Source organism: Bacteroides sp. CACC 737 (genome assembly GCF_013874375.1).
In the GTDB taxonomy this organism is placed as follows: Bacteria; Bacteroidota; Bacteroidia; order Bacteroidales; family Bacteroidaceae; genus Bacteroides; species Bacteroides uniformis.
Genome location: NZ_CP059408.1, coordinates 1,090,970 through 1,107,949 on the forward strand (window position 1 = coordinate 1,090,970; position 16,980 = coordinate 1,107,949).

12 protein-coding genes are annotated in these 16,980 nt (G+C 48.5%); 11 read left to right on the top strand and 1 reads right to left on the bottom strand.

Features of this window, described 5'->3' with window-relative positions; translation table 11 throughout:
- Window positions 1–25 precede the first annotated feature (25 nt).
- From pheT to H1A11_RS04740, 11 genes are all read left to right on the top strand, one after another.
- Complete coding sequence (gene pheT / locus H1A11_RS04690) at window positions 26–2,488, top strand: phenylalanine--tRNA ligase subunit beta (protein WP_181757785.1); 2,463 nt, start codon at window positions 26–28, stop codon at window positions 2,486–2,488.
- Window positions 2,489–2,533: 45 nt separating this feature from the next.
- Window positions 2,534–3,271 (top strand): YebC/PmpR family DNA-binding transcriptional regulator, encoded by a 738-nt coding sequence (locus H1A11_RS04695; RefSeq protein ID WP_117600561.1) that lies wholly within the window; start codon window positions 2,534–2,536, stop codon window positions 3,269–3,271.
- Window positions 3,271–3,516, top strand: coding sequence for a TIGR03905 family TSCPD domain-containing protein (locus tag H1A11_RS04700; protein WP_005828266.1), 246 nt, complete (start codon window positions 3,271–3,273; stop codon window positions 3,514–3,516). Before H1A11_RS04695 ends, H1A11_RS04700 begins: the two co-directional genes overlap by 1 nt.
- 126 nt (window positions 3,517–3,642) lie before the next feature.
- Window positions 3,643–4,908: an Nramp family divalent metal transporter gene (locus H1A11_RS04705; protein ID WP_008663224.1), complete on the top strand. Its 1,266-nt coding sequence runs from the start codon at window positions 3,643–3,645 to the stop codon at window positions 4,906–4,908.
- A 32-nt stretch (window positions 4,909–4,940) separates the two neighbouring features.
- Entirely contained in the window at window positions 4,941–5,705 is a 765-nt protein-coding gene (locus H1A11_RS04710) for an exodeoxyribonuclease III (RefSeq protein ID WP_005828268.1), read from the top strand.
- Window positions 5,705–6,175, top strand: a complete 471-nt coding sequence (locus H1A11_RS04715) for a C-GCAxxG-C-C family protein (protein ID WP_034532774.1) — start codon at window positions 5,705–5,707, stop codon at window positions 6,173–6,175. Before H1A11_RS04710 ends, H1A11_RS04715 begins: the two co-directional genes overlap by 1 nt.
- A 150-nt stretch (window positions 6,176–6,325) precedes the next feature.
- Window positions 6,326–6,526 (top strand): winged helix-turn-helix domain-containing protein, encoded by a 201-nt coding sequence (locus tag H1A11_RS04720; protein WP_005828272.1) that lies wholly within the window; start codon window positions 6,326–6,328, stop codon window positions 6,524–6,526.
- 124 nt (window positions 6,527–6,650) lie between these two features.
- A complete protein-coding gene (lepA, locus tag H1A11_RS04725) occupies window positions 6,651–8,432 on the top strand; it encodes a translation elongation factor 4 (protein ID WP_117600558.1) in 1,782 nt (593 codons plus the stop codon).
- A 39-nt stretch (window positions 8,433–8,471) separates the two neighbouring features.
- On the top strand, window positions 8,472–9,791 hold the full coding sequence (gene nhaA, locus H1A11_RS04730; protein WP_117600557.1) for a Na+/H+ antiporter NhaA: 1,320 nt from the start codon (window positions 8,472–8,474) through the stop codon (window positions 9,789–9,791).
- A 190-nt stretch (window positions 9,792–9,981) separates the two neighbouring features.
- Window positions 9,982–12,258 (top strand): PAS domain-containing sensor histidine kinase, encoded by a 2,277-nt coding sequence (locus H1A11_RS04735; RefSeq protein WP_181757786.1) that lies wholly within the window; start codon window positions 9,982–9,984, stop codon window positions 12,256–12,258.
- A 108-nt stretch (window positions 12,259–12,366) separates the two neighbouring features.
- Complete coding sequence (locus H1A11_RS04740; RefSeq protein ID WP_117600555.1) at window positions 12,367–15,768, top strand: TonB-dependent receptor; 3,402 nt, start codon at window positions 12,367–12,369, stop codon at window positions 15,766–15,768.
- Window positions 15,769–15,867: 99 nt separating this feature from the next.
- Here H1A11_RS04740 and H1A11_RS04745 read toward each other — a convergent pair whose 3' ends face one another.
- Window positions 15,868–16,950, bottom strand: a complete 1,083-nt coding sequence (locus H1A11_RS04745) for an endonuclease/exonuclease/phosphatase family protein (protein WP_181757787.1) — start codon at window positions 16,948–16,950, stop codon at window positions 15,868–15,870.
- Window positions 16,951–16,980 lie beyond the last annotated feature (30 nt).

The following is a 16,980-nucleotide window of genomic DNA, read 5'->3' on the forward strand; positions in this document are numbered from 1 at the left end:
TTGGAAACAATAAAAATATAATGATATGAATATCTCTTATAATTGGTTGAAAGAGTATGTCGATTTCGATTTGACACCGGATGAAGTTGCTGCGGCACTGACCTCCATCGGACTGGAAACGGGAAGTGTGGAAGAGGTGCAAACCATTAAAGGCGGACTGGAAGGACTGGTCATCGGCGAAGTGCTGACATGCGAAGCTCATCCCAACTCGGACCATATGCACGTCACTACGGTGAACCTGGGACAAGGTGAACCCGTGCAGATTGTATGCGGCGCTCCGAATGTAGCTGCCGGACAGAAAGTGGTAGTAGCCACGTTGGGTACAAAACTGTATGACGGTGACGAATGTTTTACCATCAAGAAATCAAAACTTCGTGGCGTGGAATCTGTCGGCATGATTTGTGCTGAAGATGAAATCGGTATCGGTACGGACCACGCAGGCATCATCGTACTGCCGGAGACAGCTGTTCCGGGTACGCTTGCCAAGGACTACTATAACATCAAGAGCGATTACGTGCTGGAAGTGGACATCACTCCCAACCGTGCCGATGCGTGCTCACATTATGGGGTGGCACGCGACTTGTATGCCTACTTGATACAGAACGGTAAGCCGGCTACTTTAAAGAAACCTTCGGTAGACGCTTTTGCGGTAGAAAATCACGACTTGGATATTAAAGTAACTGTAGAGAACAGCGAGGCATGTCCCCGATATGCCGGCGTTACGGTGAAAGGGGTTACAGTGAAAGAAAGCCCCGAATGGTTGCAGAACAAGTTGCGTATTATCGGCCTGCGTCCTATCAATAATGTGGTGGATATTACCAACTATATCGTCCATGCTTTCGGCCAGCCGCTGCACTGCTTCGATGCAGATAAGATTAAAGGCGGTGAGGTGATTGTAAAGACCATGCCGGAAGGTACTCCGTTTGTAACTCTTGATGGCGTGGAACGTAAATTGAACGAACGCGACCTGATGATTTGCAACAAGGAAGAGGCGATGTGTATTGCCGGTGTATTCGGCGGTCTGGATTCCGGTTCTACGGAAACCACCAAGGATGTGTTCCTTGAAAGTGCCTACTTCCATCCGACATGGGTGCGCAAGACAGCCCGTCGCCATGCGTTGAACACAGACGCTTCTTTCCGTTTTGAAAGAGGTATTGACCCGAATGCCACTATTTACTGCCTGAAGCTGGCAGCTTTGATGGTAAAGGAACTTGCCGGAGGTACCATTTCTTCTGAAATAAAAGATGTGTGCGCCGCTCCTGCCAAGGATTTCCGTGTGGAACTTGCCTATGAGAAAGTGAACTCACTGATTGGTAAAGTTATTCCGGTGGATACCATCAAGAGCATCGTGACAAGTCTGGAAATGAAGATTGTAGACGAGACAGCCGAAGGGCTTACACTGGATGTTCCTCCTTACCGTGTGGACGTGCAGCGCGATTGCGATGTAATAGAGGATATCCTGCGTATCTACGGATATAATAATGTGGAGATTCCGACTACCTTGAAGTCTTGTCTGACTACCAAGGGTGAATATGATAAATCCAACAAACTGCAGAACCTGGTTGCCGAGCAGCTGGTGGGCTGTGGTTTTAATGAGATTCTGAACAACTCGTTGACCCGTGCTGCTTACTATGACAACCTGGAGTCTTATCCGTCAAAGAATCTGGTAATGTTGCTGAATCCGTTGAGTGCAGACTTGAATGCCATGCGTCAGACACTGCTTTTCGGTGGATTGGAAAGCATCTCGCACAACGCCAACCGTAAGAATGCAGACCTGAAATTCTTTGAATTCGGTAATTGTTATCACTTCAACGAGGAAAAGAAGAATCCGGAGAAAGTGCTTGCCGCTTATTCCGAAGACTATCATCTTGGTTTGTGGGTGACTGGCAAGAGGGTGACCAACTCATGGGCTCATCCGGATGAGAACAGCTCGGTATATGAGCTGAAGGCATACGTTGAGAATGTCTTTGCCAGATTGGGGCTGCACACGCATGATTTGGTTGTCGGCAATCTGACTGATGACATCTATGCTGCCGGTTTATCCGTACAGACAAGGGGGGGAAAGCGGTTGGCTACTTTCGGTATTGTAACAAAGAAGCTGCTGAAGGCATTCGATATTGACAACGAGGTTTACTATGCCGATTTCAACTGGAAAGAATTGCTGAAGGCCATCCGCAATGTGAAGGTGAGCTATACGGAAATCTCCAAGTTCCCTGCCGTGAAACGCGACTTGGCGTTACTGCTCGACAAGAAAGTGCAATTTGCGGAAATCGAGAAGATTGCCTACGAGACGGAGAAAAAGCTGCTGAAGGAGGTTTCTCTCTTCGACGTTTACGAGGGTAAGAATCTGGAAGCCGGTAAGAAGAGTTACGCGGTGAGCTTCCTGCTGCAGGATGAGAATGCCACGTTGAACGATAAGCAGATTGACAAGATTATGTCCAAACTAGTGAAGAACCTGGAGGACAAGTTGAATGCCAAGCTGCGTTGATTCATTATTCAGAATTTATAATTCATAATTTAAAATACAGTTCCAATGGGAAGAGCGTTTGAATATAGAAAAGCTGCCAAATTGAAAAGATGGGGTCACATGGCAAAGACCTTTACAAGACTGGGTAAACAAATTGCTATTGCGGTGAAGGCCGGTGGTCCGGAGCCGGAAAACAACCCGACACTGCGTTCGGTAATCGCTACTTGTAAGCGTGAAAACATGCCGAAGGATAATATTGAACGTGCTATCAAGAATGCGATGGGTAAGGACCAGAGCGACTATAAGGGGATGACTTATGAAGGATACGGTCCTCACGGTGTAGCTGTTTTTGTGGATACGCTGACTGATAATACTACCCGTACAGTAGCCGATGTGCGTTCCGTGTTCAACAAGTTCGGCGGTAACTTGGGAACAATGGGTTCACTGGCTTTCTTGTTTGACCACAAGTGCGTGTTCACTTTCAAGAAGAAAGACGGTATCGATATGGAGGAGCTCATTCTTGACTTGATAGACTATGACGTAGAGGAAGACTACGAAGAGGATGAAGAAGAAGGTACTATCACTATTTATGGTGACCCGAAAAGCTATGCAGCTATCCAGAAACATTTGGAAGAGTGCGGTTTTGAAGATGTCGGCGGTGAGTTTACCTATATCCCGAACGATATGAAGGATGTGACTTCCGAGCAACGCGAAACTATCGACAAGATGATAGAGCGTCTCGAAGAGTTTGATGATGTACAGACGGTTTATACTAACATGAAACCGGAAGAAGGCGGAGAATAATGACATATACATACAAGACGCAAGGTACGTGTAGCAGTAACATCGAACTGGATGTGGAAGATGGTATTGTGAAAGAAGTGGCATTTTGGGGTGGATGTAATGGAAACCTGCAAGGACTTTCACGTTTGGTGAAAGGCATGCCGGTAGATGCGGTGATTGCTCGTTTGGAAGGAATTCGCTGCGGAAGACGTTCCACTTCCTGCCCCGACCAATTGTGCAAGGCATTGCACGAGATGGGGTATTGAGCCTCCTGCCTGAAAGAATGGATGAGAGCCCCTGACATTGAAAGATGCCAGGGGCTTTTTTTGAACCTAACATGGAGGTATTTGTTATTATTTGAGTATTTTTACGCTCTTAATTGAACAGACACAATGAAGAATATTTTTAAAGACTTGAAACGGAGAGACCACAAACGCTATCTGGGCGGTCTGGACGTTTTTAAATATATAGGTCCCGGACTGCTGGTGACTGTGGGCTTTATTGACCCGGGGAACTGGGCATCTAATTTTGCGGCAGGGTCTGAATTTGGCTATTCATTGCTGTGGGTCGTGACTTTATCCACTATCATGCTGATTGTATTGCAGCATAATGTGGCGCATCTTGGCATTGTAACCGGCTTGTGCTTGTCCGAAGCCGCTACCAAATATACTCCTTCCTGGGTGTCGCGTCCCATATTGGGTACAGCAGTGCTGGCTTCCATCTCGACTTCGCTGGCAGAGATATTGGGAGGTGCCATCGCTTTGCAGATGCTGTTTGACATTCCCATCATATGGGGCTCTATCTTGACTACCGTATTTGTAGTCGTCATGCTTTTCACTAATTCCTACAAGAAGATAGAACGTTCCATCATTGCTTTTGTTTCGGTCATCGGGCTCTCCTTTATCTATGAGCTGTTTCTGGTGAAGATAGATTGGCCGCTGGCTGCACAAGGGTGGGTGACACCTTCGTTCCCGCATGGGAGTATGCTGATTATCATGAGTGTACTCGGTGCGGTGGTGATGCCGCATAATCTGTTTCTGCATTCGGAAGTGATACAGAGCCATGAATATAATAAGAAAGATGATGCGTCCATCCGTAAGGTGTTGAAATATGAATTGTTCGACACGCTGTTCTCTATGATTGTGGGATGGGCCATCAACAGTGCCATGATACTGCTGGCAGCGGCAACTTTCTTTAAAAGCGGTATTCAGGTGGAAGAGTTGCAGCAGGCCAAATCCTTGCTGGAGCCGTTGCTGGGGAGCAGTGCTGCCGTGGTTTTTGCATTGGCATTACTGATGGCGGGTATATCTTCTACGATAACCAGCGGTATGGCGGCAGGTTCTATCTTTGCCGGTATTTTCGGAGAATCCTATCATATCAAAGATAGTCACTCGCAGGTGGGTGTGATTCTGTCGCTGGGCATTGCACTGCTGCTGATTTTCTTTATCGGAGACCCGTTCAAAGGACTGCTGATTTCACAGATGATACTGAGCATCCAGCTGCCGTTCACGGTTTTCCTGCAAGTAGGATTGACTTCTTCGCGCAAAGTGATGGGGCAGTATGTAAACAGCAAATGGAGTACATTTGTACTTTATGCCATTGCTGCGGTGGTCACTGTGCTGAATATCATGCTGCTGGTATCCGAGTTGACATCTTGAATAATTCATTTTTAAGAAATCAAATAAGTAGTATGAAGATTATTACATATAACGTAAATGGGCTGAGGGCTGCCGTGACAAAAGGTTTTCCCGAGTGGCTGGCACAAGAGCAGCCGGATGTGCTTTGTTTGCAGGAAACAAAGCTGCAACCGGAACAGTATCCGGCAGAGGCGCTGGATGCTTTGGGGTATAAGCATTACCTATATTCTGCACAGAAGAAGGGGTATAGCGGAGTCGCTATTCTGAGCAAGCAAGAACCGGACCATGTGGAATATGGTATGGGTATTGAAGAATACGATAACGAAGGGCGCTTTATCCGTGCCGACTTCGGCGATGTGTCCGTTGTAAGTGTTTATCATCCTTCCGGTACCAGCGGTGATGAACGCCAGGCCTTTAAGATGGTCTGGTTGGAGAAATTCCAGGAATATGTATTGGAGCTGGAACGTACGCGTCCTAAACTCATTCTTTGCGGCGATTATAATATCTGCCATGAGGCAATAGACATTCACGACCCTATCAGGAATGCCACCAACAGTGGCTTCCTGCCTGAAGAGCGGGAGTGGATGACGCGCTTTCTCAATGCGGGATTCATAGATTCCTTCCGTTGGCTTCATCCCGACAAGCAGGAATATACGTGGTGGAGCTATCGCTTTAATTCACGTGCCAAGAACAAAGGGTGGCGCATTGATTATTGCATGGTGAGTGAACCGGTGCGCCCGATGTTGAAGGAGGCGAGAATATTGGGTGACGTTGTTCATTCGGACCATTGTCCGATGTTGTTGGAAATTACAGAATAATGATGATGGAAACAAAAGACAGAATCGAAAAAGCAGTGGAGCTTTTCAAGAGTGGCTATAACTGTTCGCAATCGGTAGTGGGAGCTTTTGCAGATATGTATGGTTTTACAGAAGAGCAGGCTTTCCGGATGTCCGCCTCTTTTGGTGGTGGCATAGGTCGTATGAGGCAGACATGCGGTGCTGCATGCGGCATGTTCCTATTGGCCGGATTGGAAAAAGGAGCTGTGGAAGGCAAGGACCGTGAAGGTAAGGCGGCAAACTATGCGTTGGTGCAGGAGCTGGCTGCTGAATTCAAGAAACGAAATGGCTCTTTGATATGTGCTGAATTGTTGGGGTTGAGAAAACCGGAAGGTTCGTCCGTTCCGGAAGCCCGTACCGAGCAGTATTATGCTAAACGCCCGTGTGCCAGGATGGTAGAGGTAGCTGCCCAAATTTGGACCGAATACCTGGAAAAAACGTCCTCAAAGTAAGAAAAAAGAACTTTTTTACCCCTTAGTAAGAAAAAAAGTGCCTAATAACGTGTTGTATAACATAAATATACCTATCTTTGCAGCGATATAAAAACACCGACATCTCTATCTTTGGAGATGAGGATAACGTTTAACTAAAAGCAAATAGAAATGTTAAAAGAAAAAGCTGGTAATGTTGCAGGACAGATTTGGACTGCACTGAATGGCACAGATGGCTTGACTCACAAGCAAATCAAGAAAGCAACTAAACTGATCGACAAGGACTTCTTCCTGGGATTGGGCTGGTTGTTAAGAGAAGACAAGGTCTCTACTTCTGAAGTGGAAGGCGAATTGTTTGTAAAGCTGAACTAAGCGAGGAATTGATTGGAATGTTATAAAAAGATGCGTTGGTACATGAATATGTTATCAACGCATTTTTTTTATTTGCTCTGTTTTCACTATCTTTGCGCACCCAATTAATAGATAGTTATTGACAATGAAGAATATACGAAATTTTTGCATTATTGCCCATATCGACCACGGTAAATCAACTTTGGCAGACCGTCTGCTGGAATTTACCAATACTATACAAGTAACTAACGGACAGATGCTGGATGACATGGACCTTGAGAAGGAAAGAGGTATCACCATCAAGAGCCATGCCATACAAATGGAGTATACATATAAAGGCGAAAAGTATATTCTGAACTTGATAGACACTCCGGGACACGTTGACTTCTCGTACGAGGTGTCACGTTCCATCGCCGCTTGTGAAGGAGCCTTGCTTATTGTAGATGCTTCGCAAGGAGTGCAGGCGCAGACCATTTCAAACCTCTATATGGCGATTGAGCATGATTTGGAGATTATTCCCGTCATCAACAAATGTGACATGGCAAGCGCCATGCCCGAGGAAGTGGAGGATGAGATCGTCGAACTGTTGGGCTGCAAGCGTGATGAGATTATCCGTGCTTCCGGCAAAACAGGCATGGGAGTGGAAGAGATTCTGGCTGCGGTCATTGAGCGTATCCCTCATCCGGAGGGTGACGAGGAAGCTCCGTTGCAGGCGTTGATTTTCGATTCTGTCTTCAATTCTTTCCGTGGTATCATTGCATATTTCAAGATAGTGAACGGTGTGATTCGTAAAGGGGATAAAGTGAAATTCTTCAATACAGGCAAGGAATATGATGCGGATGAAATCGGAGTGCTCAAAATGGAAATGATGCCACGTCCGGAGTTGCGTACGGGGGATGTGGGCTATATCATCTCGGGTATCAAAACCTCTAAGGAAGTGAAAGTAGGCGATACGATTACGCATATTGCCCGTCCTTGCGAAGAGGCCATCGCCGGTTTTGAGGAGGTGAAGCCGATGGTTTTTGCCGGTGTGTACCCCATCGAGGCAGAAGATTTCGAGGACTTGCGTTCTTCTTTGGAGAAGTTGCAGTTGAATGATGCTTCGCTGACTTTCCAGCCTGAGTCTTCATTAGCTTTGGGCTTTGGTTTCCGTTGCGGTTTCCTTGGGCTGCTCCATATGGAGATTGTGCAGGAACGCCTTGACCGTGAATTTGACATGAACGTTATCACCACCGTGCCCAACGTTTCCTACAATATCTATGACAAGCAGGGAAATATGACTGAAGTGCATAACCCCGGCAGCATGCCCGACCCTACCATGATAGACCGTATTGAGGAGCCCTATATCCGTGCCTCGGTGATTACCGCCACTGATTACATCGGCCCTATCATGACTCTTTGTTTGGGCAAGCGTGGCGAGCTGGTGAAGCAGGAATATATTTCAGGTAACCGTGTAGAAATATACTATGATATGCCTCTTGGCGAAATAGTTATCGATTTCTATGATAAATTGAAGAGTATCTCTAAGGGATATGCCTCTTTTGACTATCATCCCAACGGTTTTCGTCCTTCCAAACTGGTGAAGCTGGATATTTTGCTGAACGGTGAGCCGGTGGATGCTCTTTCTACCTTGACACACTTTGACAATGCCTACGAATTGGGACGCCGGATGTGCGAAAAGTTGAAAGACCTGATTCCGAGACAGCAGTTCGATATCGCCATTCAGGCTGCTATCGGTGCCAAGATTATTTCCCGGGAAACGATTAAGGCTGTGCGTAAGGACGTAACGGCCAAATGTTATGGAGGTGACGTGAGCCGTAAACGAAAATTGCTTGAGAAACAGAAGAGAGGTAAGAAGCGTATGAAACAGATTGGTAATGTGGAAGTACCTCAGAAAGCGTTCCTTGCAGTCTTGAAGCTGGATTGATGTCGAAAGGATGAAATCTTAAATCAAATATACTTCTTTATGATTATTTTGCGTACTGTGAAAAACTTCTCGTCGCTGAATATAGCGGCGAGCATCTTGCTGTTTTTGATGGCTATTTTGGCGGCCGTTATTGCTAATTCGCCGATGGCTCCGTTGTATCAGGGCTTTCTTTTGCAGGAACTGCATCTGCGCATCGGAGACTTTAATTTGTTCTCCCATGGCGGTCATCCGTTGAAAATGATTGAGTTTATAAACGACTGCCTGATGACTGTTTTCTTTCTGGCTGTGGGGTTGGAGATAAAGCGGGAACTGCTGGTGGGTGAACTTTCTTCCTTTCGTAAGGCTTCTTTACCCTTTGTAGCGGCATGTGGCGGCATGTTGGTGCCGGTCATTGTCTATTCACTTTTGGTCGTTCAGGGTACTCCGGAAACGCGCGGTATGGCTATACCGATGGCTACGGATATTGCTTTTTCATTGGGCGTACTCAGTCTGTTGGGTAAGCGGGTGCCTTTGAGTTTGAAAATTTTCCTGACGGCATTTGCAGTAGTCGATGATATTGGCGGTATTCTGGTTATTGCTATTTTCTATAGTTCCGAAGTGGCTTACGGATACCTTATTGTAGCTGCTGTCCTTTATTTCTTCCTTTACTATATGGGGAAATTCGGTATGACACAGAAGATATTTTTCCTACTTATCGGGCTGATTATTTGGTATTTGTTCCTTCAGTCGGGCATTCATAGCACTATTTCCGGAGTGATACTGGCTTTTGTGATACCGGCTCGTCCCCGTTTGGATGCCGGGAAATACATTAAGCGTATCCGCGATATCATCGGTGATTTTCCGGTTTCCAAATCGGATAATATTATATTGACCAATGAGCAGATTGCCACTCTAAAACAAGTAGAACGCGCTTCTGATTATGTGATTAGTCCTTTGCAATCCTTGGAAGATAATTTGCATGGTACGGTAAACTTTGTGATACTGCCGCTTTTTGCTTTTGCCAATGCTGGTGTGGTGTTCAGTGGAGGCGGTGGTGTTGTTGGAGCTGTTAGTATAGCGGTGGCTGCAGGATTGCTTCTTGGCAAGTTTATCGGTATTTTTCTATTCACCTGGCTGGCGGTCAAGAGTGGTTTGTCCTCAATGCCTCCGGGAATGAATTGGAGAAGTGTTGCCGGAGTATCCTTGTTGGGGGGGATTGGTTTTACGGTATCTTTATTTATTGCCAACCTTTCTTTTGCAGGAGAATATCCGGATCTGCTGAACCAGGCGAAGTTTGGTGTATTGCTGGGAACGATTGTTGCCGGTATGTTGGGATATATGGTACTGAATGCGGTGTTGCCGAAGGTTAATAACAAATAGATCTCTACTTTGGATACTGGACGAAGAATCGGTTCTCCAGGGATATTCAGTAAATCCTTTGAAAGATAAGTTGGCATGTGTCAATGATTTAAGAAAACGTATTCTCTGTTACAGAAACAGAAGAAATAGCCCATTATTCTTAAAAAACATTCGTATCTTTGCTGATACAAGTCGAAAGGACCTTCCGGATATGAAACACATAAAGGCAGTTGCCGGATACATATTGATTCTTTCTCTCTGCCTCGTGTGTGCGCACCCTGCCCATGCGGAGACACGGCGCATTGCGCTGATACACTCTTTCGAGCCGGGCTATCCGCCTGCTGCGAAGGCTTTGGAACTGTTGCAAAAAGAGTTCAGCCTTCTCGGCTTGGACTGCGATGTACGCGAATACTATCTGGACTGCGACCGCTACATGGAGGAGGCAGAAAACCTCCGTATGGCCGGTTTCGTGGACGACCTCTCTGCCTGGGGAGCCGAGTTGATAGCTGTGCTCGACGACCAGGCTGCCTATGCGCTGATGGCATGCAGACACCCGTTGGCGCATGAAATACCCGTTGTGTTCAGCGGTGTGAACTATCCCAACATATCTCTGCTCCTGCAATACCCCAACATCACGGGCTATGCCGACACGCCCGATTACTTGCGTACCATACGCATGATAGAGAGTATCATGGGAAAGTCGCGCATCTGCCTGATGAACGGACAAGTGTTTCTGGACCGCAAGATATGGCATGCGTTGAATGAGCAGTGCCGTGGGCAGGGGTTCGCCATCGTGACCTCTACCGAGGGTGCTTACTTTGCCGGTTCCTCCTATCACCGTGTGCGCGAGAGGGAGACTATCAGCCCTATACTGAAACGGCAGAACATAGACGTGTTGCTGGACACCACGAAGATTGTGCGCATGACGAGCGACTCCATAGCGATACGCCATCTGATGTGGCTGGGACGCGGCGACAATACGTTGCTGCTCTACACCAAGCGAGACTATACCACCAAGCGTGTGGGCATGCTCTTCGACAATCCCACGTTTCAGACCATTAACGAGGGCTTCGGCTTTGCCGACTACTTGCTGGGAGGATATTTCACTCCACTGGAAAGCCAGATAAGATACATGGCGACCGGTATCAAGGAACGCCTCGAAGGGCGGATGCCCCGGCAGCAGGTGACGGAATGCGCCAAGCAGTACGTGCTGAACTGGCATGTGCTGCAGAAGTATGGTATCCCGCTCGAGAGCATTCCGGCAGAGTACACTGTGATGTATATCCCTTTTTCGGAGCGCTATCGCTATCCTATACTTATCGGTTCCATCTTGGGCGCTGTCTTCGTGCTGACGGTGATAGTCTTGCTCTCCTTTAGCCTGCTGCGCGAACGCAGGCGCAAGCGTGAGGCATTGCGAAACCTCCTCTACGAGCATGAGACCCTCTGCCTGGCCATCGAAGGAAATTCTACCTACGCCTGGCGACTGGAGGGAGATTCCGTGTCCTGCGACTCGCAGTTTTGCGAGCTTATTCATCATCGCCCCGGCCGTCTTCTGCTCGATGAAATCACTCCCTACATCCATCCCGACGACTTACCCGCCTTCCGCAAGAACATAGCGGCAAGGCATGAACGCACGCACCACAAGGGGCAGTATCGCTGTAACTTCACCGGTGAGTTCCAGTGGTGGGAGTTCAGCTACAATACCATCCACACCCCCGGACACGCACCCATCATAGCCGGATTGCTGCAGAATATCCAGGAACTGAAAGACCACGAGCAGGAGCTGATAGAATCCCGCGAGCTGGCGGAGCAGGCCGAACTGAAACAGTCGTTCCTCAACAACATGAGCCACGAGATCCGCACTCCGCTCAATGCCATTGTCGGCTTCTCGGACATGCTGGCCAATGAGCCGGAGTTTTCAAACGAAGAGCGGCAGGAGTTTGTGGACATTATCAACACCAATACCAAACTGCTGCTGAAGCTGGTGGGCGATGTGCTGGAACTGTCGCGCATCGAGTCGGGTAACCTCTCGTTCACCTTTCAGCGGGAGAGCGTGTGCCGGTTGCTCGATGACGTCTATCAGACGCATAGCCTGCTTATCCGGCCGCCGTTACAGTTCCTCAAGGATTTCCCTCCCGAAGATGTGCAGGTGAATGTAGACCCCATGCGACTGACACAGGTACTCACCAACTTCCTGAACAATGCCAACAAGTTTACGAAAGAAGGCAGCATCCGGCTGGGGTATTGCTGTCCGTCCGGCATGAGCGAGGTACATCTTTATGTGGAAGACACCGGCATAGGCATTCCGCACAGCGAGCAGAAGATGATTTTCGAGCGTTTCTACAAGCGCAGCGAGTTTTCCCAAGGCGTCGGGCTGGGCTTGTCCATCTGTGTGCTCATTGTCGAAAAGATGGGAGGACGCATCGAACTCCAGTCCGAGGAAGGCCGTGGAAGCCGTTTCACAGTGGTACTGCCTTGTATTGAATAAATCCTTAAAAAATGTAATCGCGTTGTAATGCCTTTATATATAATTTTGCGTATCTTTGCCAATGTTTTAAGAAATATAACGTTTTAAGAAACTAATTTAAAAGACATTATGTTAAAGAGAGTAAGAATTATACTGACGGTGCTGCTGCTACTGGCCACCGTGGGTGTAGATGCGCAGGTCACCACAGCTTCTATGGCGGGTAAGGTGGCGGATGCAAGTAATGAGCCCATTATTGGTGCCACTGTCCAGGCGGTGCACCAGCCTTCCGGTTCGCGCTACGGAACCGTGACCAATGTCGACGGACGCTATTCCATCCAGGGTATGCGCACCGGTGGTCCCTATCGGGTGGAGATTTCCTATATCGGCTATCAGACAGTTATTTATAAGGACATCACTCTCCAACTGGGCGAGGTGTATAACCTGAACGTAGAGATGAGCGAATCTTCTGAGCTGCTGAACGAAGTGATTGTGACGGCGGCCAAGACCAAGTTCACCGCCGAAAAGACAGGTGCCACTACCAACATCTCTTCTGCACAGATAACGCAGCTCCCTACCGTGAACCGTAGTATCAGCGACATCGCCCGCCTTTCTCCCTACGCCAATGGCATGAGCTTTGCCGGAGGTGACGGACGTTCCACGAACTTCACCATCGACGGTGCCAACTTCAACAACAACTTTGGACTGAGTTCCAACCTTCCCGGTGGCGGCAATCCCATCTCGATGGATGCCATCGAAGAAGTGCAGGTAGTTGTCGCCCCGTTCGACGTGCGCCAGACGAACTTCATCGGCGGTGGCATCAATGCCATCACCAAGAGCGGTACGAACACATTCAGAGGTACTGCCTATACCTATTACCGCAACCAGGACATGCGTGGTAACCGCATCAACGGCGAGGACCTGGGAGCACGTTCCGATGAGTCCAAGACTACCTACGGCTTTACGCTGGGTGGTCCCATCATCAAGAACAAGTTGTTCTTCTTTGTGAACTACGAAAAAGAGAAGACTCCGGGAGAGGTTATAAAATATCGCGCGCGCGAGGACGGCGAAGATGCGAAAGGTATGGTGTCCCGTACACTGAAGTCGGACATGGAGAAGGTGTACAACCATCTGAAGGACAAATACGGCTATGATGCAGGCTCCTACACCAATTTCCCTGCCGACGAGGAGAACACCAAGCTGCTGGCCCGCATCGACTGGAACATCACGGACCGCCATCGCTTGAGTCTCCGCTACAACAATACGAAGAATACGGCTTGGAATGCACCGAACGGTAACTCTTCCGATACAGGATACCGTTTGAACAATACTTACCGCGTAGGTACGCAGTCTATGGCGTTTGCCAACAGCATGTATTCTATGGACAACAAGGTGCAGTCTTGGGCGGCAGATTTGAATAGTCGTTTCACCGATAAGATTTCCAATCAGTTGCTGTTTACCTACACCAATATTGAGGACATGCGCGGCACCAATTCTTCTCCTTTCCCCTTCATTGACATCATGGCAGGCAAGGACGAGAATGGAAACCAGATTCTGGAACCGTATATGAGCGCCGGTTACGAGCTGTTCACTTACAACAATGGTGTGAAGAACAAGATTACGAACATTACCGATAACTTCACTTTCTTCACCGGTAACCACAAGCTGACGGCAGGCCTTAGCTACGAGCACCAGTTTGCCAATAACGCCTATATGCGTAACGGTACGGGATACTATCGCTACAACAGTCTGGAAGATTTCCTGAGTGGCGCAGCTCCCGAATCATTCGCTTTGACTTATGGTTTCAACGGCGTGGCTAACCCCAATGCCCAGGTTACCTTCAACCAGCTTGGCTTCTATGCCCAAGATGAATGGAATCTCGGCAACAGTCTGAAACTGACCTACGGTATCCGTTTCGACAACTTGATGTTCGACAACGACGACCTCCAGAGAAACGATGCCATCTATGAGCTTGACTTCGACGGGCAGCACATCGACACCGGCAAGTGGCCGGATTCCAGATGGCAGATTTCTCCCCGTGTAGGTTTCGTTTGGGATGTGTTCAAGGACAAGTCGCTGAAAGTACGTGGAGGTACGGGTGTGTTTACGGGACGTCTGCCGTTGGTTTTCTTCACCAATATGCCGACCAATGCTTCTATGGTACAGAACTCCGTTACCTTTAAGACCCAATATGACAATGGAAAAGTGGTGGGCCACGATTCCCGTCTGGATCAGTTGGCAGGTGGCATGATTACGGACATGAACCAGATAATCGACAAGTTCAACCTCCCCACCACGATTGAGAAACACGTGGCGGGGAGTAAGATTTCGGGTGTGGCCAAGGACTTCAAGATGCCACAGGTGTGGAAGTCGTCTATTGCGGTGGATTATCAGGTACCCGTATCTTTCCCCTTGACCGTGACGGGAGAGTTCATGTTTACAAAGAATGTGAATGCCGTTACCATCAACAATATCAATATCAAGAACCCCGACGAATGGAAATACAATAAGCTGACCACCGTCAAGGGCGCTGATGGAAAAGAGGTGACAACTACGGAACTGCTGCATACAGGTATGCAACGTTTCAATGGTGCGGATAACCGCATGGTGTACTCTTATTCTCTTTATGACAACCCCGATAAGAATGTGAAATATGCAGGCGACTTCGTGCATTACAATGGCAAGAATGCCGTGGTGCTCGACAATACATCCAAAGGCTACGGCTATACGGCAAACATCACGGTGAATGCCCAGCCGTTGGACGACCTGATGCTGATGCTGGCCTATACGCACACGGAGTCCAAAGAAGTTTCCGGTCTTCCAGGCAGCGACCCCATCTCTACCTGGCAGGGACTGAACACGATTGACGGTTCCAATTATGTGGATGCACAACGTTCACAGTATGTGGTTCCCGACAAGGTGATTGCTTCCGTGGGCTACTACATTCCCTTCAGACACAAAGGCCTGCTTCGCGGCACACACCTGAATCTGTTCTATTCCGGTTATTCTTCCGGCGGTTACAGCTTCTGCTACACCAATGACATGAATGGTGACGGCATCAACAACGACCTGATGTACATTCCGAAGGACGATAGTGAAATCAACTTCAAGACAGAGGAAGACCGCGTTGCTTTCTGGAAATTCGTAGAGCAGGATTCGTACCTGAAGAATCACAAAGGACAGTATGCCGAGGCTTATGCTGCCCGTGCTCCGTGGGTGCACCGCTTTGACTTCCGTCTGCTGGAGGATTTTGAATTCAAGATTGGCAAGACCAAGCATTGCTTCCAGTTGAGTTTCGACATCATGAACGTGGGTAATCTTATCAACTCCAAATGGGGTATCTCCAAGACCAACACCGTTTCCAACAGCAACCGAATCCTGAAGTATGAAGGGGTGAAGAGCGTCACTGATCTGACTCCGGTATTCTCCATGTATAAGGTGAACGGTGAATATCCTACCAAGACTTACGACACCTATCAGAACTACAGCGAATGCTGGAAGTTGCAAGTCGGCATCCGTTACGTGTTCAACTAACCGGATGCAGACAACCTCCGCTGAATGGCGGAATATGATAAGGCAAGGGCTGTCCCGGAAATCCCGGGATAGCCCTTGCTGTTTTGGGCTTTCTTTACTTTATTGTATTTCAACCTCCATAATCACTGGATTGTGGTCGCTGCACAAATCCAGGTCCGGAGAGTAGTATGCAATACCCTTCAGACTGGGGGAGTGGAAGATGTAGTCAATACGCAACATGCGTTTGGTATAGCGGTAGGTGTACATGTATCCGTTTCCGGCAGTGCGGAATCCGTCTTTGAGGGTTTTCCTCAAATGGTGGTAGGTGTAGGAGGAAGGTATCGAGTTGAAGTCACCGCATAACAGCACGGGATAGGGGCTGGCCTTGGCGTAGTGGCTGATGACGTAAGCCTGTGTGGCCCGTTTCACGAAGTTTTCGTGCAGGGTGCCTGCGGCATCTTTGGCTGCCTGGACTTCGCGGCGGGTGTCGTCGGTGGCCAGCTCGCGTTCCCACTTCCTGCGCTTCTGGCTGACGCTGGTGGTCTGCAGGTGGTTGTTTATCAGACGTATGGTATCCGTATCCATCGCTACATCGCACATCATGCTACAGTTGGAGCTGCGCTGGTAAGTGATGAAACGGTGGTTCGCCAATGGATAGCGGCTGAATACGGCGATAGGCAGTACGCCCTTGGAGTCTTCGGAAGGGATGAGCGCGTGTGACCAATGCGAGAGTATGCGCCGTATGCTGTCCGTGGGGAAGTCGCTGTTGTCTCCGAACTCCTGGAAGCACAGCACATCCACGCCCTCCTGCTGCATGTACCGGGCTATCTCCTTGCAGGAATAACCGGTAATCTCACCTCCAAAGTTGTGTATGTTGTAGGTGGCTATCTTCAGATACTTGCCTGCCGGGGTTTTGTCTTTCGGCAGGTGGAGCTGGAAGACAGACGTCAGATATCCCCAGTTGCAGAAGAATGCCGCCAGCGGAACCAGTGCCCAGCGCTTATGGGCCAATGCCCAGCAGAGTGCCGTTATCAGATTGACAATCAGGAGTACGGGCACTGCCAGCCCCAGTAATGGCATGATGGCGGAATCGACCGGAGCCACGTTTCCTGAGAAGGCTGCCACTATGGTGATGGTGGCCAAAACGAATGTTGCTGCTATCAGGCAGATGTAGAACAGACCTTTTACGGCGGACTTTCCCATGTTGTTTGCTTGTTTGTTTTGTTATGGTAC

Excerpts from the sequence above, each read along its gene's own strand:
- H1A11_RS04720 (WP_005828272.1), top strand. The coding sequence starts at position 6,326 with ATGTTAAAAGAAAAAGCTGGTAATGTTGCAGGACAGATTTGGACTGCA.
- nhaA (WP_117600557.1), top strand. The coding sequence starts at position 8,472 with ATGATTATTTTGCGTACTGTGAAAAACTTCTCGTCGCTGAATATAGCG.
- H1A11_RS04740 (WP_117600555.1), top strand. The coding sequence starts at position 12,367 with ATGTTAAAGAGAGTAAGAATTATACTGACGGTGCTGCTGCTACTGGCC.
- H1A11_RS04715 (WP_034532774.1), top strand. The coding sequence starts at position 5,705 with ATGATGATGGAAACAAAAGACAGAATCGAAAAAGCAGTGGAGCTTTTC.
- H1A11_RS04705 (WP_008663224.1), top strand. The coding sequence starts at position 3,643 with ATGAAGAATATTTTTAAAGACTTGAAACGGAGAGACCACAAACGCTAT.
- H1A11_RS04735 (WP_181757786.1), top strand. The coding sequence starts at position 9,982 with ATGAAACACATAAAGGCAGTTGCCGGATACATATTGATTCTTTCTCTC.
- H1A11_RS04710 (WP_005828268.1), top strand. The coding sequence starts at position 4,941 with ATGAAGATTATTACATATAACGTAAATGGGCTGAGGGCTGCCGTGACA.
- H1A11_RS04745 (WP_181757787.1), bottom strand. The coding sequence starts at position 16,950 with ATGGGAAAGTCCGCCGTAAAAGGTCTGTTCTACATCTGCCTGATAGCA.
- H1A11_RS04700 (WP_005828266.1), top strand. The coding sequence starts at position 3,271 with ATGACATATACATACAAGACGCAAGGTACGTGTAGCAGTAACATCGAA.
- pheT (WP_181757785.1), top strand. The coding sequence starts at position 26 with ATGAATATCTCTTATAATTGGTTGAAAGAGTATGTCGATTTCGATTTG.
- H1A11_RS04695 (WP_117600561.1), top strand. The coding sequence starts at position 2,534 with ATGGGAAGAGCGTTTGAATATAGAAAAGCTGCCAAATTGAAAAGATGG.
- lepA (WP_117600558.1), top strand. The coding sequence starts at position 6,651 with ATGAAGAATATACGAAATTTTTGCATTATTGCCCATATCGACCACGGT.